The 20,283-nt window shown below is 32.5% G+C and carries 21 protein-coding genes and 1 tRNA gene; 4 read left to right on the forward strand and 18 right to left on the reverse strand.

The window, feature by feature from the left end; genetic code table 11:
- The first annotated feature begins 141 nt into the window (after positions 1-141).
- Positions 142-2,043, forward strand: a complete 1,902-nt coding sequence (locus tag OLM54_RS14770; RefSeq protein ID WP_264535343.1) for a S9 family peptidase — start codon at positions 142-144, stop codon at positions 2,041-2,043.
- Between the two features lie 186 nt (positions 2,044-2,229).
- On the forward strand, positions 2,230-4,668 hold the full coding sequence (locus OLM54_RS14775) for a hybrid sensor histidine kinase/response regulator (RefSeq protein ID WP_264535344.1): 2,439 nt from the start codon (positions 2,230-2,232) through the stop codon (positions 4,666-4,668).
- Here OLM54_RS14775 and OLM54_RS14780 read toward each other — a convergent pair.
- The 13 genes from OLM54_RS14780 to pdxA form a co-directional block, all read right to left on the reverse strand.
- Positions 4,665-6,014 carry a sigma-54-dependent transcriptional regulator gene (locus tag OLM54_RS14780; protein ID WP_264535345.1) on the reverse strand — a complete coding sequence of 450 codons (1,350 nt, stop codon included), beginning with the start codon at positions 6,012-6,014 and terminating at the stop codon, positions 4,665-4,667. The two genes, OLM54_RS14775 and OLM54_RS14780, sit on opposite strands and share 4 nt — an antisense overlap.
- A gap of 128 nt (positions 6,015-6,142) precedes the next feature.
- The gene (locus OLM54_RS14785) at positions 6,143-6,439 is read right to left on the reverse strand and encodes a PepSY-like domain-containing protein (protein ID WP_264535346.1); all 297 of its coding nucleotides are present in this window, start codon (positions 6,437-6,439) and stop codon (positions 6,143-6,145) included.
- A 5-nt stretch (positions 6,440-6,444) separates the two neighbouring features.
- A complete protein-coding gene (locus OLM54_RS14790) occupies positions 6,445-6,744 on the reverse strand; it encodes a PepSY-like domain-containing protein (protein WP_264535347.1) in 300 nt (99 codons plus the stop codon).
- A gap of 33 nt (positions 6,745-6,777) precedes the next feature.
- Positions 6,778-7,068: a hypothetical protein gene (locus OLM54_RS14795; protein ID WP_264535348.1), complete on the reverse strand. Its 291-nt coding sequence runs from the start codon at positions 7,066-7,068 to the stop codon at positions 6,778-6,780.
- 55 nt (positions 7,069-7,123) lie between these two features.
- On the reverse strand, positions 7,124-7,420 hold the full coding sequence (locus tag OLM54_RS14800; protein WP_264535349.1) for a hypothetical protein: 297 nt from the start codon (positions 7,418-7,420) through the stop codon (positions 7,124-7,126).
- Between the two features lie 54 nt (positions 7,421-7,474).
- Complete coding sequence (locus OLM54_RS14805) at positions 7,475-7,771, reverse strand: hypothetical protein (protein ID WP_264535350.1); 297 nt, start codon at positions 7,769-7,771, stop codon at positions 7,475-7,477.
- Positions 7,772-7,844: 73 nt separating this feature from the next.
- The gene (locus tag OLM54_RS14810; RefSeq protein ID WP_264535351.1) at positions 7,845-8,141 is read right to left on the reverse strand and encodes a hypothetical protein; all 297 of its coding nucleotides are present in this window, start codon (positions 8,139-8,141) and stop codon (positions 7,845-7,847) included.
- A gap of 302 nt (positions 8,142-8,443) precedes the next feature.
- Positions 8,444-9,793, reverse strand: a complete 1,350-nt coding sequence (gene accC / locus OLM54_RS14815; protein WP_264535352.1) for an acetyl-CoA carboxylase biotin carboxylase subunit — start codon at positions 9,791-9,793, stop codon at positions 8,444-8,446.
- A gap of 107 nt (positions 9,794-9,900) precedes the next feature.
- Positions 9,901-10,389, reverse strand: coding sequence for an acetyl-CoA carboxylase biotin carboxyl carrier protein (gene accB / locus OLM54_RS14820; RefSeq protein WP_264535353.1), 489 nt, complete (start codon positions 10,387-10,389; stop codon positions 9,901-9,903).
- 23 nt (positions 10,390-10,412) lie between these two features.
- Positions 10,413-11,411: a beta-ketoacyl-ACP synthase III gene (locus tag OLM54_RS14825; RefSeq protein WP_264535354.1), complete on the reverse strand. Its 999-nt coding sequence runs from the start codon at positions 11,409-11,411 to the stop codon at positions 10,413-10,415.
- A gap of 172 nt (positions 11,412-11,583) precedes the next feature.
- Positions 11,584-11,778 (reverse strand): 50S ribosomal protein L32, encoded by a 195-nt coding sequence (gene rpmF / locus OLM54_RS14830; RefSeq protein WP_031455170.1) that lies wholly within the window; start codon positions 11,776-11,778, stop codon positions 11,584-11,586.
- A gap of 9 nt (positions 11,779-11,787) precedes the next feature.
- Positions 11,788-12,330, reverse strand: coding sequence for a YceD family protein (locus tag OLM54_RS14835; RefSeq protein WP_264535355.1), 543 nt, complete (start codon positions 12,328-12,330; stop codon positions 11,788-11,790).
- A 104-nt stretch (positions 12,331-12,434) separates the two neighbouring features.
- A complete protein-coding gene (gene pdxA / locus OLM54_RS14840; protein ID WP_264535356.1) occupies positions 12,435-13,484 on the reverse strand; it encodes a 4-hydroxythreonine-4-phosphate dehydrogenase PdxA in 1,050 nt (349 codons plus the stop codon).
- 57 nt (positions 13,485-13,541) lie between these two features.
- Between pdxA and OLM54_RS14845 the strand changes: the two genes are divergently transcribed.
- On the forward strand, positions 13,542-14,132 hold the full coding sequence (locus OLM54_RS14845; RefSeq protein WP_264535357.1) for a riboflavin synthase: 591 nt from the start codon (positions 13,542-13,544) through the stop codon (positions 14,130-14,132).
- Between the two features lie 35 nt (positions 14,133-14,167).
- On the opposite strand, the gene OLM54_RS14850 is transcribed toward OLM54_RS14845, so the two are convergent.
- The gene (locus OLM54_RS14850; protein ID WP_264535358.1) at positions 14,168-14,389 is read right to left on the reverse strand and encodes a hypothetical protein; all 222 of its coding nucleotides are present in this window, start codon (positions 14,387-14,389) and stop codon (positions 14,168-14,170) included.
- 423 nt (positions 14,390-14,812) lie between these two features.
- On the opposite strand from OLM54_RS14850, the gene OLM54_RS14855 reads away from it, so the two are divergent.
- Complete coding sequence (locus tag OLM54_RS14855) at positions 14,813-16,105, forward strand: cytochrome P450 family protein (RefSeq protein ID WP_264535359.1); 1,293 nt, start codon at positions 14,813-14,815, stop codon at positions 16,103-16,105.
- 99 nt (positions 16,106-16,204) lie between these two features.
- On the opposite strand, the gene OLM54_RS14860 is transcribed toward OLM54_RS14855, so the two are convergent.
- From OLM54_RS14860 to OLM54_RS14875, 4 genes are all read right to left on the reverse strand, one after another.
- A tRNA-Ile gene (locus OLM54_RS14860) sits at positions 16,205-16,278 on the reverse strand.
- Positions 16,279-16,424: 146 nt separating this feature from the next.
- A complete protein-coding gene (gene mce, locus OLM54_RS14865) occupies positions 16,425-16,829 on the reverse strand; it encodes a methylmalonyl-CoA epimerase (RefSeq protein ID WP_264535360.1) in 405 nt (134 codons plus the stop codon).
- Positions 16,830-16,840: 11 nt separating this feature from the next.
- The gene (locus tag OLM54_RS14870; RefSeq protein WP_264535361.1) at positions 16,841-19,195 is read right to left on the reverse strand and encodes a hypothetical protein; all 2,355 of its coding nucleotides are present in this window, start codon (positions 19,193-19,195) and stop codon (positions 16,841-16,843) included.
- Positions 19,155-20,159, reverse strand: coding sequence for a hypothetical protein (locus tag OLM54_RS14875; protein WP_264535362.1), 1,005 nt, complete (start codon positions 20,157-20,159; stop codon positions 19,155-19,157). The genes OLM54_RS14870 and OLM54_RS14875 overlap by 41 nt, the downstream gene beginning before the upstream one ends.
- Positions 20,160-20,283 lie beyond the last annotated feature (124 nt).

Below are 20,283 nucleotides of genomic sequence, written 5' to 3' on the forward strand. Positions count from 1 at the left end.
TAATGCTGATTTATTTTTCTAATATTTAGATATTTTTTCACATTAAGATATTACATATATAACTTATATGGTTTAAATCTTTTAACATTTACTCCTAAAATATAGTCGTACTTTTAGCTCCACAAAAATTACAAGTTTATTATGAAAAAAGTTTTATTTACAACCTTAATAATGATGAGTTTAAACGCTATCGGACAAAATGTGATGTCACCGGAATTGTTATGGAAATTAGGAAGAGTGTCTGCACTTGGACTTTCGAAAGATGAAAAAAATGTTGTTTTTAAGGTTTCAACTCCTTCTGTAGAAGAAAATAAGTCAAATTCTAAATTTTACACAATACCTGTAAACGGAGGAAATGCAACTGAAATTAAAGACACGAAAGAAATTTTGAAAGACAAAAATATTTCGCCTGACGGAAAGTTTTTAGTGTATAATGAAGAGGTAAAACTGGACAAGGTTTTAGGTAAAGATTATTATCCGAACCTTCAAAAATCAGATGTGCAAATTTATAACGGTTTAGATTATCGCCATTGGGATACGTGGAATGAAGGGAAATTTAATCACGTTTTTTATAAAGAAAATAAAGATGGTGCAAAGGGAATTGACATTTTAAAAGGAGAAACTTTTGATAGTCCGCAAAAACCTTTTGGCGGCGATGAAGATTATATCTGGTCTCCTGACGGAAAAAGCATTTTATATGTATGCAAGAAAAAAGCGGGAACTGAATATGCAATTTCGACCAATACCAATATTTATGAGTACAATTTAGAGACTCAAAAAACGACTAACAGAACCGAAGATAATTTAGGTTACGATACGGCGCCGCAATTTTCGCCAATAGGAAATTTAACCTGGCTGCAAATGAAACGTGATGGTTATGAGGCTGATAAAAACGACATTATTGTTGAGTTTAAAGGTATCAAAACAAACTTAACGGCAAATTGGGACGGAACTGTAGATAATTTTATCTGGAGTAAAGATGGCAAAAACGTTTATTTTGTTGCTCCTGTTGATGGAACTAAACAATTGTTTACGGTAAACTTTCCGGGATTAACAAGAATTGCAATTCAGGTTCGTCAATTGACAAATGGAGATTTTGATGTAAATGATTTAGTTGGTTTTACGGGTGACGATATTATTGTTACGAGAAATGATATGAATCACGCGCCGGAGATTTTTTCTTTTAATTTGAAGAAAAATACCTGGAAACAACTTTCTAATGTAAATACAGAAACGTACAAAACATTGGCATTAAGCAAAACAGAAAGACGTTATGTTACGACTACTGATGGCAAAAAAATGTTGGTTTGGGTAATTTTACCTCCTAATTTTGATGCTTCTAAAAAATATCCAACTTTGTTATTTTGCCAGGGCGGACCGCAATCTGCGTTGACTCAATCGTATTCTTTCCGTTGGAATTTTCAATTAATGGCTGCTAAAGGTTATGTTGTTGTGGCGCCAAATCGTCGCGGAATGCCCGGACACGGTGTTGAATGGAACGAACAAATTAGTAAGGATTGGGGCGGACAGGTTATGGACGATTACCTTTCGGCAATTGACGATGTTTCTAAAGAAAACTACGTCGACAAAGCTCGTTTAGGCTGTGTTGGTGCAAGTTATGGCGGATATTCGGTATTTTATTTAGCCGGAATTCATAAAGACCGTTTCAAAACTTTTATTGCTCACGATGGTGTTTTCAATACGGTAAGTATGTTGGGAACTACAGAGGAAGTTTTCTTTAACAACTGGGATTTTGGAGGCGCTTATTGGGAAAAAGATAATGCAATTGCTCAAAAAGCGTATACTACTTTTAACCCGGCAACTTTGGTGCAAAACTGGAATAAACCAATTTTAATTATCCAGGGCGGAAAAGATTTTCGTGTGCCAATTGGACAAGGACAAGAGGCTTTTCAGGCGGCACAATTAAGAGGAATCAAAAGCCGTCTATTGTATTTCCCTGAGGAAAATCACTGGGTTTTAAAACCACAAAATGCGCAGGTTTGGCAAGGAGAATTTTTTAAATGGCTGAGCGAAACGCTATAATCCATTAAACAAATAAAATTAGCCGTCTATTTTTGCAGATTGATTTTTTGATCTGTAAAAATAGATGGCTTTTTTGTAAACTCATTACAATTATATAACATATTGATTGCCTTTTATATTTAAAAATCAGAAAATTTTAAATAAATTGCAATACTTAGAATTTTAAAATACCAGCAATCATAGTCTATGGAGAGTAAAAAAAGTTATATGCCGATAAAAGTGCTCTTCAGTTATATTGCCTTGCTGGGATTGGTTGTTACTGTTGGGTGGTTTTTGTATTCTGAAAATGTGGTTTATAATAAACTCGAAGATAAAATTGCTTTCGAAAAAACAAAAATTCTAAGAGTCAGCAAGCTTTTTTCTAATGTTTATAAAACAGAAAGTTTAGCCAGAAAAACAATCCAGACCAATTCTGAAAGTGATTTTAAAAGTTATCTTATTGAAACAGATTCGTTAAAATCAAGAATTGACACTTTAAAACAAATTGTTACTACAGATTATCAAAAAGTTTTATTGGATAGTGTAACATATCTTTTATCTGAAAAAACAGATAATATCAAGCAATTAAAAACCATAAAAAATAAAGCCGATGACGAAGTTTCTGTAAATACGGCTATTGACGAAATTACCAAAATGGAGTTTAAACTTCGTAAACTTGAACTTCAGGATTTTACCAAAAACCCAAACCAGTTAGGAAGTTATCAAAAAAATGTGCTTCAGAAATATGTTGATTATCTCAATCAGAATATTCCGGATGACAGCACGAATACGTTAAGCAAACAAGCATCTGATTCGATTCTTGCCAATTCAAAAAAACTGCTTAGCAACGTAAAACTAAAGGCCGAAAAGAAAAAAGAATCTTTAAATTTTGAGGAGAATAAACTCTTGAAAAATGAAATTGCAATCTCTGAACAACTTCGAAAAGTACTTCGAATTATCGAAAGAGAGATCATCATTAATTCTATTAAAAACAATTCATTAAAAGAAAAATCATTAAAAAAAGTTAACGAAATTGTTACGGCTTCGGCAATTATTGGTTTGGTTTTAACCTTGTTTTTTTCAATTTTAATTGTAAGCGATTATTCAAAATCCCAGCTTTATAAAAAGCAGCTTGAAATTGCCAATTTCAAAACCAAAAATCTGCTAAAAAGCCGCGAACAGCTTATTTCTACAGTAAGTCATGATTTAAAAACGCCATTGAGCACAATTGTTGGTTATACGGAACTTTTGGGCAATTCTGATGTAAACACAAAACAGTCTTATTTTGTAAAAAACATTAAAAATTCATCCGAATATATTTCGCAATTGGTACAGGATTTATTGGATTTCTCTCAAATTGAGGCGGGGAAAATTACAATAGAAAAAGTACCGTTTTATTTGCCGGAAATTATTGAAGATGTTGCCAAAAATATTCAGACAGTTTATAAACAAAAAGATATCGATCTGATTATTAATGTTGATGAAAAACTGAACACCAAAATTGTTGGAGATCCTTTTCGTTTAAAACAAATTCTGAGCAATATTATTGGAAACGCTTATAAATTTACCGAAGAAGGTTTTATAAAAATCAGTGCTTTTGCAGATGTTGAGGAACCATTTTTTATCATAACAATCGAAGATTCAGGAATAGGAATTGAGAAAGGAAATCAGCAATTGGTTTTTGAAGAATTTGCCCAAGCCAATGAAAGTATTGAAAAGAAATATGGCGGAACCGGTTTAGGATTAGCAATCTGTCAAAAAATAATTTCAATTTTAGGCGGTAATTTAAATCTTGAAAGCACTTTTGGAAAGGGAAGTACATTTGAAATTCAACTTCCGTTATTGTTTGATACGAGCGAAAATGCAATTCCTGAAATTAAAAAGCCCGTTTTTACCGACGATAAAAAATACACTTTTGTTGTAATTGATGATGATATTAATTTGCTGAATTTAACAAGCGGCGTTTTAAAACAGGAAAAACATACTGTTTTGTCTTTTGACAGGGCAACAAAAGCGTTGGAAGCAATTTCGAGCACTGCTTTTGACTTTATTATTACTGATATTCAAATGCCTGAAATGGACGGTTTTGTGTTCGTTAAAAAATTGAAAAGTTATAATTTCTCCACTTATAAAAATCAACCGATAATTGCACTTACGGGAAGAACTGATTTAGATTCTTCAGTTTACACGGACGCCGGATTTACAACTGTGATTAAAAAACCGTATTCGCCAAAGGTATTATTAGAAACGATTCAGCATATTATAGAAAATAACACTTTGCCAATTGTAGCTCTTAATGAACCTGACAAAGTATCTTCTGATTTCTATTCTTTAGAAACTTTGAAAGAATTTTTAGGAAATGACAATGAAGCTTTAAATGATGTTATCGTGTCATTTATTGAAAGCACAAATGAAAATTTGTTGCTTTTAGATAAAGCAATATCAAATCAAAATGTTACTGAAATTAATACGATTGCGCATAGAATTGCTCCAATGTTCAGACAAATTCAGGCAAATGAAATTGGAAATATGCTGAAAAATATGGAAAGAAAAGATTTGGAAAATGAAGATTTAGAAAGCATTTTTGAAGATTTAAAAACCAAAACCCAAACTCTTTTTACATCTTTACAACAAGAAATCGTTTAATCGATGTTGTATTGTTTTAATTTATTGTAAAGTGTTTTTCTGGTAATTTTAAGCAATTTTGCCGCTTCCGATTTATTATTCTGCGCTTTTGACAAGGCATGAATAATGGCTTCTTTTTCATTTTCTGACAAGGAAAAATTTCCATTATTAGAAGTTTGTTTTTGAATTTGAAAAAACTCAGCAGGCAAAACATCGCTTTCTATATAATCTCCGCGGGATAATAATGTAGCACGCTTTACGCAGTTTTGTAGTTCACGCAAATTTCCCGGCCAGCTGTATTTTTGAAAGATATCAACAACTTCCGGCGAGAAACCGATAATTTCCTTATTTAATTGCTGATTGGCTTTTTCCAGAAAATAATCGGCAAAAACCATCAAATCTTCTCCCCTGTCTGTTAACGATGGCGACTGAATCGAAAATTCATTGATTCTATGGTATAAATCTTCACGAAAATCACCGTTTTTAACGGCTTCACGCAAATCTTCATTTGTTGCTGTAATAATTCGAATATCGACGTTTATTTCTTTATTGCTTCCAACAGGTTTAATTTTACGTTCCTGAAGCGCTCTTAACAGCTGTATTTGATTTTCGTAAGACAGGTTCCCTATTTCATCTAAAAAAAGAGTTCCTCCGTTAGCGGCCTCAAAATAACCCATTTTATCGCTAATAGCTCCCGTAAAAGATCCTTTCAAATGTCCGAAGAATTCACTTGCCGCCAATTCCTTCGGAATCGCTCCGCAATCGACAGCAATAAAATTATTATTTTTTCTGTTGCTTTGCTGGTGAATACTTTTTGCAATGATTTCTTTTCCGGTTCCGCTTTCGCCGATAATCAAAACGGACATATCGGTTGGACTTACCAAATGAATATGGTCTAAAAGTTTTTTTGATGCAACAGAAATTCCTCTTACGAATTCATTTTCAAAAGACGTAATTGGTTTCTTTGGTACTTTTTTTTCTTTTATTGGAGTTTCTTCGGCTGTTGCATCACTTTGCAAGGCATTTGTGATTACAAGTAAAACCTCATCTGGGTTGAAGGGTTTTGAAATATAATCCGCAGCACCGTTTTTTATTGCTTTTACCGCTGTATTTACATCTGAATATCCGGTCATTAAAATTACAGGGATTTCAGGGTTCGAATTTTTAAATTCGGTCATAAGTCCAATGCCGTCAGAATCAGGCAAACGAAGATCTGTCAAAATTAAATCAAAAGATTCTTTTTTGATAGCTGTTCGCGCTTCTTCAGCTGAGAATGCAATAGTTACTTCATATGCTTTTTTTATTAGGAATCGTTCTAATAATTTGCAAAATGAAATGTCATCTTCTATTAATAAAATCTTTGGCATTTGTTTTTAGGGACTTTTTTGCTAAAATAACACTATTAAACTTGTATTTTCATAAAATTTTGCAAAAAAAAAGAGATTGTTCTATAACAATCTCTTTTTCACCAAAAACATAAATCTAATTCACCTAATTATATTTTTAACCAGTTACCATTGACATCTGAAAAAACAGTAGCCTTTTGGTCTTTTACCGATATTTCTAGTTTGTATTCTTTTTTGTCGTTTATGTAAGCTTTTACCAATTTTGCTCCCGGATAAGCAGTTTCCAAGGCTGTTTTTACAGCCGCAGGAACTGCATCGGCACTTATTTCGGTATATTCGGCTTGTATAGTAACTTCACTTTTCATTATTTCAGATTGCAAAGTGGTGGTTGCATATATGGATAAACTTGCTAAAACGACCGCTACTGAAAGGACTATCTTTTTCATAATAATTATTTTTTAATGATATTTCCTTCAGCATCTGTAAATACAGTATACTTTTTATCTCCTTTTGAGATTTCAAGTTTATATACTTTCTTTTCGTTTACGTAAGCTTTTTCAAGTTTAGTTCCCGGAAAAGATTTTTCAACCGTAGATTTTACTGCGGCAGGCACAGCATCAGCACTAACCTCAGTATATTCATCCTGAGTAGTTACTGATTGATTCATTGAATTTGTTATTAACGGAACAGTAGCTGCATTTACAGTTAAACTTCCTAAAACGATTGCTGTGGATAATAGTAACTTTTTCATAGTGATTGTTTTATTGGGTTGATGTTATTTGTATTATTTTTTAAGAATATTACCTTGAGCATCAGTGTAAACAACAGATTTTACATCTCTTACAGAGATCTCAATTTTATACTCTTTCTTTTCGTTTATATAGGCTTTTTCAAGTTTTACACCTGGATAAGCATTATCTAAAGCTGTTTTAATTGCTGCCGGAACGGCATCTATTTCTTTATATTCGTCCTGAATATTGATTGAAGAAATAATTGAATTTGTGACTACAGTATTTCCTGCTTGCATAGACAATCCTCCTAGAACGATTGCCGCTGATAAGATTAACTTTTTCATAATAATATAGTTTTTTAGTTGTAATAATATTTAGTGAAGTCGTTGGTTATGCGACTTATTTTTTAATCCATGATCCATCTGCGTTAGCAAAAAGAGATCCCACTTTGTCTCCAACAGTAACGTCTAATTTATACTCAGATTTTGCATTTTTGTATGCTTTAGAAAGTACTGCATCCGGATACGCTTTTTTCAAAGCATCTGTAATTGCTGCCGGAACTTCTTCTAATTTAATTTCTGTGTATTCGTCCTGAATTGAAACTGTTTTTACGATTGTATTTGAAATTGGTGAAGTTGAAGCAAATGATGTTAAACCTCCCAAAATGATTGCGGCTGATAAAAATAAATTTTTCATAATAGTATATTTTAAGTAATAACGTTAATTTTAGTAATCTGTTGTAAATGAGGATTATTTTTTAATCCAGGTTCCGTCTGCGTTAGCAAAAAGAGAACCTACTTTGTCACCCACGGCAACTTCTAATTTATATTCAGATTTTGTGTTTTTGTATGCTTTTGTAAGCACTGCATCCGGGTAAGCTTTTTTAAGCGCGTCTGTAACTGCAACAGGAACTTCTACGACTTTAATTTCAGTATATTCATCCTGAATAGTTACTGCTTTTACGATTGTATTTGAAATTGGCGAAGTTGAAGCAAATGATGTTAAACCTCCCAAAACGATTGCGGCTGATAAAAATAGATTTTTCATAATAGTTGTATTTTAGTATTCTTAATTTTATTTTAGTATTCTTAATTTGAATAAACATAAAAGCCTATTTAAATTATTTTTTAATCCATGATCCGTCTGCATTAGCAAAAAGAGAACCTACTTTATCTCCTACGGTAACTTCGATTTTATATTCTGATTTTTCGTTTTTGTATGCTTTGTTAATTACTGCATCCGGATATGCTTTTTTTAAAGCTTCGTTAATTGCAGCCGGTACTTCTTCTAATTTAATTTCTGTATATTCTTCTTCAATAGAAATTGTTTTCACGATTGTATTTGAAATTGGCGAAGTTGAAGCAAATGATGTTAAACTTCCCAAAACGATTGCGGCTGATAGAAATAAATTTTTCATAATGTGTATATATTTAAAATAGTTAATAGTTGTTTTACGCTTTAGATAATGAAATTATTATGCCGTAACAAAATCATAACCATTTAATATAGTTAAAAGCCTGTTTTTAAAGGCATTTAGAAGAATGTGACAAAATTCGATAAATTAAAAAAGTGTGTAATTACCTGATAATGTGTGTAAAAAGTATACACAAAATGTGTTTACTTTAAATTTTAAACAACAAAACCCGACAGGTTTTAAAAACCTGTCGGGTTTATATATGATGTAACTAAAAAAGGCTGTCGATATTGACAGCCTTCATATTATTCTTCTATAGGTTTCATTTTAAATGTATCCATAAATGCAGTTGTATAATCTCCTGCAATATATCTTGGATCATCCATTAATTGTCTATGGAAAGGTATTGTTGTTTTAACTCCTTCGATAACAAATTCGTCCAAAGCTCTGCGCATTTTGCTGATAGCTTCTTCACGGGATTGTGCCGTAGTAATTAATTTAGCGATCATCGAATCGTAATTTGGCGGAATACTATATCCTGAATAAACGTGAGTATCTAAACGAACTCCGTGTCCTCCTGGCATATGAAGTGTAGTAATTTTTCCTGGTGAAGGGCGAAAATCATTATAAGGATCTTCAGCATTAATACGACATTCTATAGCGTGTAATTCCGGTAAGTAGTTTTTTCCGGAAATTGGAATTCCGGCAGCTACCATAATTTGCTCACGAATCAAGTCATAATCGATAACTTGTTCTGTAATTGGGTGCTCTACCTGAATACGTGTATTCATTTCCATGAAATAGAAGTTTCTGTGTTTATCTACCAAAAATTCTACAGTTCCTGCTCCTTCGTATTTAATGAATTCAGCAGCTTTTACAGCAGCTTCACCCATTGCAGTACGCAATTCATCCGTCATGAATGGTGAAGGAGTTTCTTCTGTTAATTTTTGGTGACGACGCTGAACAGAACAATCTCTTTCAGAAAGGTGACATGCTTTTCCGTATGAATCTCCAACAATCTGAATTTCGATATGACGTGGTTCTTCAATAAGTTTCTCCATGTACATACCGTCATTTCCAAATGCAGCAGCAGCTTCCTGACGTGCACTTTCCCATGCTTTCAATAATTCTTCTTCTTTCCAAACGGCACGCATCCCTTTTCCGCCACCGCCGGCAGTTGCTTTAAGCATAACCGGGTAACCAAATTCTTTAGCTAATTTTTGTGTTTGTTCGAAAGATTCTAATAATCCTTCTGAACCTGGTACACATGGAACTCCTGCAGCTTTCATTGTCGCTTTTGCAGAAGCTTTATCTCCCATTTTGTCAATCATTTCAGGAGCGGCACCAATAAATTTGATTCCGTGTTCCTGACAAATTTTTGAGAATTTAGCATTCTCAGAAAGAAATCCATATCCCGGATGTATTGCATCTGCGTTTGTAATTTCGGCAGCGGCAATTATATTTGACATTTTCAAATACGATAAGTTACTTGGAGGAGGACCAATACAAACCGCTTCATCTGCAAATTTAACATGTAGACTTTCTGCATCGGCTGTAGAGTAAACTGCTACAGTTTTGATTCCCATTTCTTTACATGTACGAATTACACGAAGTGCAATTTCCCCTCTATTCGCAATTAATATTTTTTTAAACATCTTACTTTAATTAGATAATTAGACAATTTGATAATTAGATAATTTTAGATGATTAACAACTTCATTGCGAACCATTCTAAAATCTAAAATCTAAAATCTAAATTTATTTATGATGGATCAACTAAGAATAAAGGTTGGTCAAATTCTACTGGAGACATATCATCAACAAGAATTTTCACAATTTTACCTGAAACTTCTGATTCGATTTCGTTGAATAATTTCATTGCTTCAATTACACAAAGAACATCACCTTTTGCAATAGTGCTTCCTACTTCAGTAAACACCGGTTTGTCCGGAGATGGTTTTCTATAAAAAGTACCAATAATTGGCGATTTTATAGTAATGTATTTCGAATCTTCTGCCGGAACAGATGCCTCGCTCGTTACATTTACAACAGCCGGAGCAACTTGTTGTGGAGCAACTGCTTGTGGCAATTGCGCCTGTGCAGGCAATTGTTGTACATAAGTAGTTTCAGTAACGTTTCCTTCTAAAGTTGTTCTGATAGTGATTTTTACATCATCCATTTCCAACTTTACTTCTGCAACTCCCGAATTTGCTACAAATTTGATTAGGTTTTGAATTTCTTTTAAATCCATAATGATTCGTTTTTAGTTTTAATTTATTTTTTATCGTAAGCCCATTTCAAATAGATAGATCCCCAAGTGAATCCTCCACCAAAAGCGGCAAAAATAATATTATCTCCTTTTTTCAATAAGTGTTCAAAATCGTATAGTACTAATGGCAAAGTAGCCGAAGTTGTATTACCATATCTTTCGATATTCATTAATACTTTAGAATCATCAAGATTCATTCTGCCTGCAGTTGCATCAATAATACGTTTGTTTGCCTGATGTGGCACTAACCAACTTACATCTTCATTAGTCAAATTGTTTCTTTTTACGATCAATTCGCTTGCATCAGCCATATTGGTAACAGCAAATTTAAAAACGGTTTTTCCATCCTGAATAATATTGTGCTGTCTGTTTTTTACGGTCTCTTCAGTAGTTGGTATTAGAGAACCTCCGGCAGGAATTTTAAGATAATCGCGTCCTTGACCATCGCTTCGTAAGTATTCATCCTGTAAGCCTAAGCCTTCATAATTTGGTTCGAATAAAACAGCACCTGCTCCATCTCCAAAAATAATACAAGTTGATCTGTCTGTATAATCTACAATTGACGACATTTTATCGGCACCAATTAACAGTACTTTTTTGTATCGACCTGACTGCACGTAAGCCGCAGCAGTTGACATTCCGTATAAAAAACTTGAGCATGCTGCCTGCAAATCATATGCAAATGCATTTGTAGCTCCAATTTGTGTTGCAACATAAACTCCTGTAGAGGCTACCGGCATATCTGCAGTAGCTGTTGCCATGATTACCATATCTATCTCTAAGGGATCAATATTGGCTTTTGCTATTAAATCTTGTGCTGCTTTTATTGCAAGAAACGAAGTTCCTTTATCAGCATCTTTAAGAATTCTTCTTTCTTTAATTCCGGTACGAGTGGTTATCCATTCGTCATTGGTATCTACCATAGTTTCCAATACTTTGTTTGAAAGCACAAAGTCTGGAACATAGCCTCCAACAGCGGTAATTGCGGCTGTGATTGTATTCATTATATTCTATTATTTCCTTCCAAATATTGTTATTTGAAAAATTTTTAAAAGACTTGAAAAGTACAAAAAAAAACGAAGCGAATTTGTATCTATTTTCTTAAAAAAAGAAAATTATAACCAACAAAAAAAACTCTCACTATGTGAGAGTTCCAGTATAATTTACAAAAACGTATTAAGCAACCGCTTCAGATTTATCGATAACAACTTGTCCTCTGTAATACATTTTACCTTCATGCCAGTAAGCTCTGTGGTATAAATGTGCTTCTCCAGTAATAGGACATGTAGCGATTTGAGCTACAGTAGCTTTATAATGTGTTCTTCTCTTATCTCTTCTTGTTTTCGAGATTTTTCTCTTAGGATGTGCCATTTTACTATATTATTTATCCGTTAATAGTTTCTTTAGTTTGTCCCAACGCGGGTCAATATCTTCTTCTTGTTTACTCTCTTCTTTTTGTTCTTTTACTGTTAATTCATTCAGTTTTGTTAAAGCTTCACTTTGCAAAGTTCCGTCTTTTACTCCTGGATGAACTCGTTTTAGCGGTACCGAAAGTGCAATCATTTCATAAATGTATTGTGTAACATCCAGTTCATGTTCGCCATGCGGTAAGATTAACAGCTCTTCATTATCATTATTGAATTCATCTCCAAAACGAACAATCAATTTCATTTTCCCTTTTATAGGAAGATCAAATTCTTCGCCTGTCAGATCACAAGGTACATTTACAGTTCCTTTGTGTTTGAATTCCAACTCTAACATGTTGCTTTTCTTATCTAAAACCAAATTTACTTTGATATCCGAACTTTGAAATTCGTCGTAATCAAAGTTCTCAAAGAACGCATTACTTATTTGATACTCAAAATGGTGTTTTCCCAGCTTTAATCCAATAAATGGAATTAAAAATTCTTTTGTTTTGCTCATTTCAACATCAATTTGTCCTCTTCATACCTAAACTAGATATCCGAATTGGGGTGCAAAGATATAAAATTATTGTAAAACTAATAATCTTATTCACCTTTTTTTGTTTATAACTGTTTTTCTTTTATTTTAAGAGGTTTTTGGCTAATCTCCTCATACTGATTACGCGAGCGAAAAATATCAATCGCAAGATAAACTGCTTCTTTAAATGAATTGTAATCTGCCATATCTTTTCCGGCAATATCATAAGCTGTGCCGTGATCCGGCGACGTTCTTACCTTATTTAATCCGGCCGTATAATTAACTCCTTTTCCAAATGACAAGGTCTTAAACGGGATTAATCCCTGATCGTGATATGTTGCCACAATAGCATCATATTTTTCATATTGACCGCTTCCAAAAAATCCATCTGCAGGAAATGGTCCAAAAACCATCGTTCCTGAATCAAATATTTTCTTTAAAGCCGGTTTTAAAACCAGATCATCTTCTTTTCCAATAACACCTCCATCGCCAGCATGTGGATTTAATCCTAAAACAGCAATTTTTGGCTTTACGATACTAAAATCCTGAATTAAAGATTTTCTGACTGTTTCAATTTTTCTTATAATTAATTCTTCTGTCAAATGAGATGAAACTTCATTTAAAGGAACGTGATCTGTTAACAAACCAACTCTCAAATTATCCTGAACCATCATCATCAAAGCATTTCCTTCTAATTCCTGATTTAAATAATCTGTATGTCCCGGAAATTTAAATTCTTCTGACTGAATGTTATATTTATTTATTGGTGCCGTAACCAAAACATCGATCAAATCTTCTTTCAAAGCCTTTGTCGCAGCCACAAATGATTTTATAGCATAGGTTCCTATTTTCTCATCATTTGATCCTAAATTAATATCAACTCCTTCTTTCCATAAATTATACACATTTACTTTTCCCGGTATGACCTGATCTAATTTATCTACACCATGAAACTGAACCGAAGATGTAAAACTCTTTTTTACGAAAGAAAGAATTTTGGCATTTGCAAAAATAACTGGCGTACACAGTTCTAACATACGTGAATCTTCGAATGTTTTTAGTATAACTTCGCTTCCAATACCGTTTAAATCTCCAATTGAAATTCCAACAATTATATTTTCTGCTTTTTTATTCATGAGCTCAGGTTATTTATTACTAATTTTGATGTGCAAATTTAGTAAAATAAAACAACAATGTTTACAGGAATTATAGAAACCCTTGGAAGGATTCAAGAAATACGAAAAGACCAAAACAATCTTCACATAACTGTTGATTCATCAATTACTCCCGAATTAAAAATTGATCAAAGCGTTTCGCATAACGGAATTTGCTTAACTGTTGTCCATATAAAAGATTCATTTTATACTGTGACTGCGATAGAAGAAACCATTTTAAAAACCAATATTGGCGAATGGCAGGTAAACGATATTGTTAATCTTGAAAGAGGAATGAAACTGGGCGACCGACTTGACGGACATATTGTACAAGGCCACGTAGACCAAACCGGAACTTGTATTAAAATTGAAGAAGCAAACGGAAGCTGGAATTATACTTTTGAATATGATAAAACCCTTAGCAATATTACTATAGAAAAAGGATCAATTACTGTAAACGGAGTAAGTTTAACAGTGGTGAACTCTAAAACAAATGAATTTAGCGTTTCGATTATACCTTATACTTTTGAAAACACAAATTTCAAAAACTTTAAAGTGGGAACTAAAATAAATTTAGAGTTTGATGTTGTTGGAAAATACATTTCGAGACTTTACTCGATAAACAAATAAACTCAAAAAAGTTAATTCATAAAAAAAGCTTCAATTTACATTGAAGCTTTTTTCATATTATTATATTTCACTATCGTGTATGTTCCAAAAATTAACGCACCCAGAAATAAAAAAATCAAATTTTGATCTATTGCACCTCCTGGTGGCGGTGGCGGTGGCGCAAGTGGCGTTGGTGGTGCCGGAGTGTCAGCTAAAATACTTGATATATTTATCAAGCTTACTAAAAATACCAATAAAACAGTCTTCGTTATTTTCATAAAACTCAACCTATTGAAGAACAACAGGATATATTATTAAATTCAACTTTTTTTATTATAATTCGCACAAAAACAATCTCTTACGCTTTATTACTAGGCAAATGTATAAGATTTTGTCATAAATCCAACCTTTTCAGCAAAAAAAACTTTGTGATTTATTTGTGTGTTTATATCCTTTTTTAAAATCATGCGCTACAGCATATTGTATTGCATGTTTTAACTATTTACGAATAAATTTTGCTTTTGGTTTTAAATTATCAAAAACAATTTTTATCATAATAACTTCTATTAATATCAATCTATTACATCTAACTTAAAATAAAACTTAATATATTGATTTGCAATTAATTAATGTAATAATTAGAAATATTTTCTTACTTTTATTGCCTGATTCTTCAGATTAACTTAATCAAAAAAATCAATATGAAAAAAGCAGGTATTAATCACAAATCGCATCCTATAGAAAGCAAAGCCACTTGTCCTTTCTATTCCAACACCAATGTTTCCGTAAACTTTAATGATCTTTCTTTTATTGCAAATCCTCAAATCGTTTTTCAGGAATTACGAAACAAATCCCCTATTCAACAAATTACACTTGATGACGGATTTCCAATGTGGCTTATTTCCAGATTTGATGATGTTATCATGGTATTACGCGATCCCAGATTTATCAAATCGCCTGATAATTTAAGAAAAAATAATACCGACCCCACAAAAGGAAAAACCACGCGAACAACTCCGGCACATATACTTCGAAGATGGCATATGCTTGCAAGTGATCCGCCCGAACATACCAAACTAAGAGATTTTGCTCAAAAAGCGTTTACGCCAAAAATTATTGCAAATCTACGCCCCAGAATTCAGGATATTGCAAATGAGTTAATAACTTTAATACTTAAAAAAGAGACTGCAATAGATTTCATTGATGATTTTGCTTATCAATTACCAATTATTGTAATTGCAGAGCTGCTTGGACTTCCTGATAAAGATCGCGAAAAACTCAGGAAGTGGTCAGAAATATTAATTGAAGTTCAGGTTACCGAAAAGAATAAACTATCTATTGATGAAAACGCACAAGAGTTTATTGATTATTTAAAAAACGTTTTTTCTTTACGTCGAAAAAATCCCGGAAACGACCTTATTAGTGCTTTTTTAAAACTGGAAGAAGCGGAAGAACATATGACAGAAGACGAACTTTATGCTACTATTTTTCTCCTTATAGTTGCCGGACATGAAACAACTGTCAATCTTATTAGTAACGGAATGCATGCTTTATTGTCGCATCCTGACCAATTAAAACTTTTAAAAAACAATCCTGAATTAATTCATTCTGCTGTTGAAGAAATATTACGTTATAATGGACCAATATTCACTTCAACAATGAGATTGGCTGGTGAAGATATTATCATAAATGAACTTACGATTAAAAAGGGCGAAGGAGTTTTGGTTTTGCTTTCTTCTGCAAATCAAGACGAAACCAAATTTGATAATCCCATGCAATTTGATATAATACGAAAAACAAATAAACACCTAGGCTTTGGGTACGGAATACATTTTTGTATTGGTGCTCCTTTAGCCCGATTAGAATGTGAAATAGCAATAAATACTATTCTGAACCGATTACCAAATTTAAAACTTGATCCAAAATCCAATTCTTATGAATGGCGTACAAGCACAATAATACGCGGATTAAAAAAATTTCCTGTACATATTTAGTTTAAAACAAGCTTATAGATGGTGTTTTTAATAAAGATTACACTGTTTTACTCCATAAAAAAAGCCTCTACATTTCTGTAAAGGCTTAATCTAAAACTGTGGTCCCACCTGGGCTCGAACCAGGGACCACCTGATTATGAGTCAGGTGCTCTAACCAGCTGAGCTATAGGACCGGTTTGAGGATGCAATATTACTACTATTTTTCGTTCACTCCAAATATTTTAAGACCTGATTTGTATTTAATTTAAAATCTCATCAACTCATTATAAAAACACAATTGATTTTCAATACCTTATTTAAAAACTAAAATCACGTTTTTTTATTTAATTTCCTGACAAAGCTCTACCAAAACGCCATTTGTGTTCTTGGGATGCAAAAAAACAACCAATTTATTATCGGCTCCTTTCTTGGGAACTTCATTAATCAATACAAAACCTTCACTTTTTAAACGTTCTGTTTCTGCAACAATATCATCAACATCAAAAGCAATATGATGAATTCCCTCCCCTTTCTTTTCTAAAAATTTTGCAATTGGACTTTCTGGATTTGTTGCCATTAAAAGCTCAATTTTATTTGTTCCCGTTTGAAAAAAAGACGTCAAAACTCCTTCACTTGCTACTTCTTCCGATTTATAGGACGGAACGCCCAATAGTTTTTCGAACAAAATATTCGATTCCTCGATATTTTTTACAGCAATTCCAATATGTTCGATCTTATTTACCATTTGCTTAATTATTATTGATTAACATAAGTATTAAAATAACCGCATTCTGCAATTACGTCCTGATAATATTTAGTATCTGAATATTCTTTTTTCAGGGTTTTAAAACCATTCCAGGCAATAAAATTAACCTTATCATCCTGAATTTCCCACCAGTTATTTACATTATTATACTTCGTGTTATAATATTCGTTACGCTCACATTTTGCCAGCATAAAAATACATTTTGCTTTTTGTTCTTTTGTCGTTGCAGCTTCAAGTGCTTTTTGATAATACATTTTTGGCACATCGCAATTCGTAATCATTTTTTTCATCGAATCTCTAAAAGAGTACGGACTTGAACCATAACCTACGATATTTATTTCGTAAAAAGTTCTTCCGTTTCCAAAATGACTAATATTATAAAATGCATTTCCCAACAATAAACTATTCGTATAAACATCTTCTTTTTGAGCCAGTTTATCCTGCATTCCCTTAATTGTATTTAAAAAATCGAGTTGCGAATATTTCTTTTTTTGATAAGCAGCATGATCACAATCGTGACAATCCTTTATACTTCCATTAAATGGATTTCCTAAAAATTGATAATATTGAACAGAATCTGTTTGCTGAATAAAACCAATTGCTTCGGGTATTTTATTTTTAAAAGTTGCCTGAACCGCCTGAAAATTATTAATATCTTTTAATTTCAAACTATAAATTCCCGCTGCAATTTTTTCAATTTCGGTTTTATCGGTTTTAGCAAGGAAAGCTTTCATGTCCAGCAAATTCTTTTCATTATCATAAAATGAATTTCCACGTCCCCAATAATTCTCCGGAGTATCACCAAATAATTCCGCCATAACCGGATTCGATTTTCCTCTGTATAATGTCGCCAAGTAATTCTTGCTCCATTGTGCCGCATTTTGATAACGAAATTCCTGTCCTTTATACGTTTTTGGAAGTTCCTGATACAGCCAATTTAAATCGGTAAGAATTGTTTTTTCATTTTTATCCGTTAGCTTATCAATCTTACTCATGTTATTTACAAAACGAAGCAGTCTTAACTGAAGTTTAGCCAATTCTGTTTTAGGCATTGATTTTTCGGCTTTGTCAAAATTACCTTCTGCCGTTGCATAATCGCCTTTTAACGTTTGCAGATATCCAAGTGAAATATCCCATAAATACGGTTTATTGGTGTTTCCTGCCAAAGCAATTTTAGCAACTAAATCGAATGCACTTTTATCGATTTTGCTTTTGTTAAGTTCTCTGTTTTCGACAACAGTTTGCTTTTTTGCCGGAATATTTTCTTTGGCACTTACTTCAAACGAATTATTAATTCCCTGTTCCTGTTTGTTCACCAATCTGGTTAACAAATAATTCAAATGTTCGCTTTTAGGATCTAATTCGTAAATTTTAGCGATTGCCTGTTTCTCATCTTTATAAAAACCGTGAATCGCCCAAAGTGCTGCTTTTTCCGAATTATTTTTAGCCAAAAACAACGATTTATTCCAATCGGCATCATTTTGAGGGTGAAAACTGTAAGCCGTAACAATTCTTAATTCAGGACATTTATCAAAAACCTGCGCATATAAACAATTAGACTCCGCATATTTTTTTTGTTTGTGTTTTATTCCCGCCACATAAGCAAGTGCACGATAATACAATACATTTTTAGCAACCGATTTCTCTGTTTTATTAAAAAAATCAATTGCTTTTTGTTTATTGCTGCTATAGAAATAAGCCTTCATCGTCAAAAACCAATATCTGTTTTCTAAAAACGTATCTTTAGTAGTATTGTAAACATTTTCGATAGACTGAATCATCTTAAAATCATTGAAAGTTTTAGCCACAACCGGATCGTAACTCCAATAATCTTCGCCAATAGAAACCGTTTCTATTTTTTGTGCCAGATATAAAAACTCAATAAAGCTTTTGACTTTATCGTCTTTCAAATTGATTTTCTTTCCCCATTTTAAAGAAGTCGGATTTTCTTTTTTTGCTTTAAAAAACACATGAAGCTGTGTAATATCTGTTTTATTCTGAGCTTCTTTTTTCTCTGATAAATACATTGGCGTTTCTTCTCCAATTAAAAAATAACTCACCGTCGCGGCATCCATTTTTCCTTTTAAATAAGCACTCCAATCTGATTTTATATTCTCGTTGAATCTGGAATTATGCTGCGTATCAAAACCAATTCCGTAGAAAATGTCTCCTGATAAAAAAAGCGGCGTATAGGATTTATCCGTGAAAGTTTCGGGCGTAAAATTTGAGTTGTAACTAAAAAAATCCCAGTCGTCTCCGCCTGCGCACGCATAAATTATTCCGTAAATAAAAAGGAAAGAAGCGCTAGAAATAAGAAACAACTTGTTTAAAAATATTCTTTTCATAGTTTTTTATATTGAATTCGTCTAAATCGTAAAATATAATTTCGTTTGGGTTTTGAGCTAAATTTTTATCCAACTCTTGTGCCATTTCTTTTAAATCTTCTGCAGAAATTGCCTCTATTTTCAGCACATCGTTTTCTTCATAAAAAACACCATTTTTATAATTGGAATTTTTTACTTTAAAAAATATCGCATTAATCTGCTCGAAGTTTTCATCTTTTTTGAGTTCGGCAACATTCAGTTTAGAACGTAAACCTATTACTTTTCCCTCTTTAATATGAATTCCCCACGAATATATTGGCAGAGCAAAATCAAGATGTAGCGGATATTTTTTTAAACTTTCAAGATATCTTTCGGCAATCTTGTGGCTATATATCGAATTTAAGGAATCTGGTGCAATTAAACCCATATTATAAAACATTAAAACACCGGAATCCACATTTGGAATTTTGGTTTTCTTAAAATATTTTACCTGATGCAATCGTATTGTTGCAGAGAGTTTTTTATGCGAAAGTTTTTTAAATCGTTCAATAAACTTCAAATAATTGTCTTTGCTGGCAAGTGTCCAGTCGCAATCAATTTGAATTTCCTGAGATATAATTTTGTTTTTCGTGTTTATTTCTTCAACCAGTCGAAACGTTTTTTGAGCCAGATCTTCAATATCAAGATTGGTTTCGAGCATGACTTTGTTTTTGATAAAAACAACCGGGACAACATTAAAATTATCCATGTTTTCCTGAAAATGTATGGGACTTATCGGAATTGGTTCTTTAGATTCGGGATGAAAACCAATATCAAAATAACGTATATAAAGTTTTGTAACGTTATTTTCTTTCAAAATCTCTTTCTCCGTTTGAGATAATTTGAAAACAGTTTTCCAATAATAAAAAGATACAATTGGTTCTTTGGTTTTATTACAGGAAAGAAACAGTAAAAATATAAAACCAATTAAAATATTATTTTTCAAACCAATTAAATTAAATCCGAACTCAAAAGTAAGAAATTATAATCCGTTTCTTAATCTATCTTTAAAAAAAACGGCAAAAAACAAAAGCTGTAAATCCTAATAAATAGATAAAAAATTTCGATTA

Source organism: Flavobacterium sp. N1736 (assembly GCF_025947065.1).
GTDB lineage: Bacteria > Bacteroidota > Bacteroidia > Flavobacteriales > Flavobacteriaceae > Flavobacterium.

Coding starts and splice junctions, on each gene's coding strand:
- OLM54_RS14835 (WP_264535355.1), bottom strand. CDS start 12,330: ATGAGCAAAACAAAAGAATTTTTAATTCCATTTATTGGATTAAAGCTG.
- OLM54_RS14850 (WP_264535358.1), bottom strand. CDS start 14,389: ATGAAAATAACGAAGACTGTTTTATTGGTATTTTTAGTAAGCTTGATA.
- pdxA (WP_264535356.1), bottom strand. CDS start 13,484: ATGAATAAAAAAGCAGAAAATATAATTGTTGGAATTTCAATTGGAGAT.
- OLM54_RS14785 (WP_264535346.1), bottom strand. CDS start 6,439: ATGAAAAAGATAGTCCTTTCAGTAGCGGTCGTTTTAGCAAGTTTATCC.
- OLM54_RS14870 (WP_264535361.1), bottom strand. CDS start 19,195: ATGAAAAGAATATTTTTAAACAAGTTGTTTCTTATTTCTAGCGCTTCT.
- OLM54_RS14845 (WP_264535357.1), top strand. CDS start 13,542: ATGTTTACAGGAATTATAGAAACCCTTGGAAGGATTCAAGAAATACGA.
- OLM54_RS14805 (WP_264535350.1), bottom strand. CDS start 7,771: ATGAAAAATCTATTTTTATCAGCCGCAATCGTTTTGGGAGGTTTAACA.
- accB (WP_264535353.1), bottom strand. CDS start 10,389: ATGGATTTAAAAGAAATTCAAAACCTAATCAAATTTGTAGCAAATTCG.
- OLM54_RS14770 (WP_264535343.1), top strand. CDS start 142: ATGAAAAAAGTTTTATTTACAACCTTAATAATGATGAGTTTAAACGCT.
- rpmF (WP_031455170.1), bottom strand. CDS start 11,778: ATGGCACATCCTAAGAGAAAAATCTCGAAAACAAGAAGAGATAAGAGA.
- accC (WP_264535352.1), bottom strand. CDS start 9,793: ATGTTTAAAAAAATATTAATTGCGAATAGAGGGGAAATTGCACTTCGT.
- OLM54_RS14775 (WP_264535344.1), top strand. CDS start 2,230: ATGGAGAGTAAAAAAAGTTATATGCCGATAAAAGTGCTCTTCAGTTAT.
- mce (WP_264535360.1), bottom strand. CDS start 16,829: ATGGTAAATAAGATCGAACATATTGGAATTGCTGTAAAAAATATCGAG.
- OLM54_RS14800 (WP_264535349.1), bottom strand. CDS start 7,420: ATGAAAAATTTATTTTTATCAGCCGCAATCATTTTGGGAGGTTTAACA.
- OLM54_RS14855 (WP_264535359.1), top strand. CDS start 14,813: ATGAAAAAAGCAGGTATTAATCACAAATCGCATCCTATAGAAAGCAAA.
- OLM54_RS14825 (WP_264535354.1), bottom strand. CDS start 11,411: ATGAATACAATCACAGCCGCAATTACCGCTGTTGGAGGCTATGTTCCA.
- OLM54_RS14780 (WP_264535345.1), bottom strand. CDS start 6,014: ATGCCAAAGATTTTATTAATAGAAGATGACATTTCATTTTGCAAATTA.
- OLM54_RS14795 (WP_264535348.1), bottom strand. CDS start 7,068: ATGAAAAAGTTAATCTTATCAGCGGCAATCGTTCTAGGAGGATTGTCT.
- OLM54_RS14790 (WP_264535347.1), bottom strand. CDS start 6,744: ATGAAAAAGTTACTATTATCCACAGCAATCGTTTTAGGAAGTTTAACT.
- OLM54_RS14810 (WP_264535351.1), bottom strand. CDS start 8,141: ATGAAAAATTTATTTCTATCAGCCGCAATCGTTTTGGGAAGTTTAACA.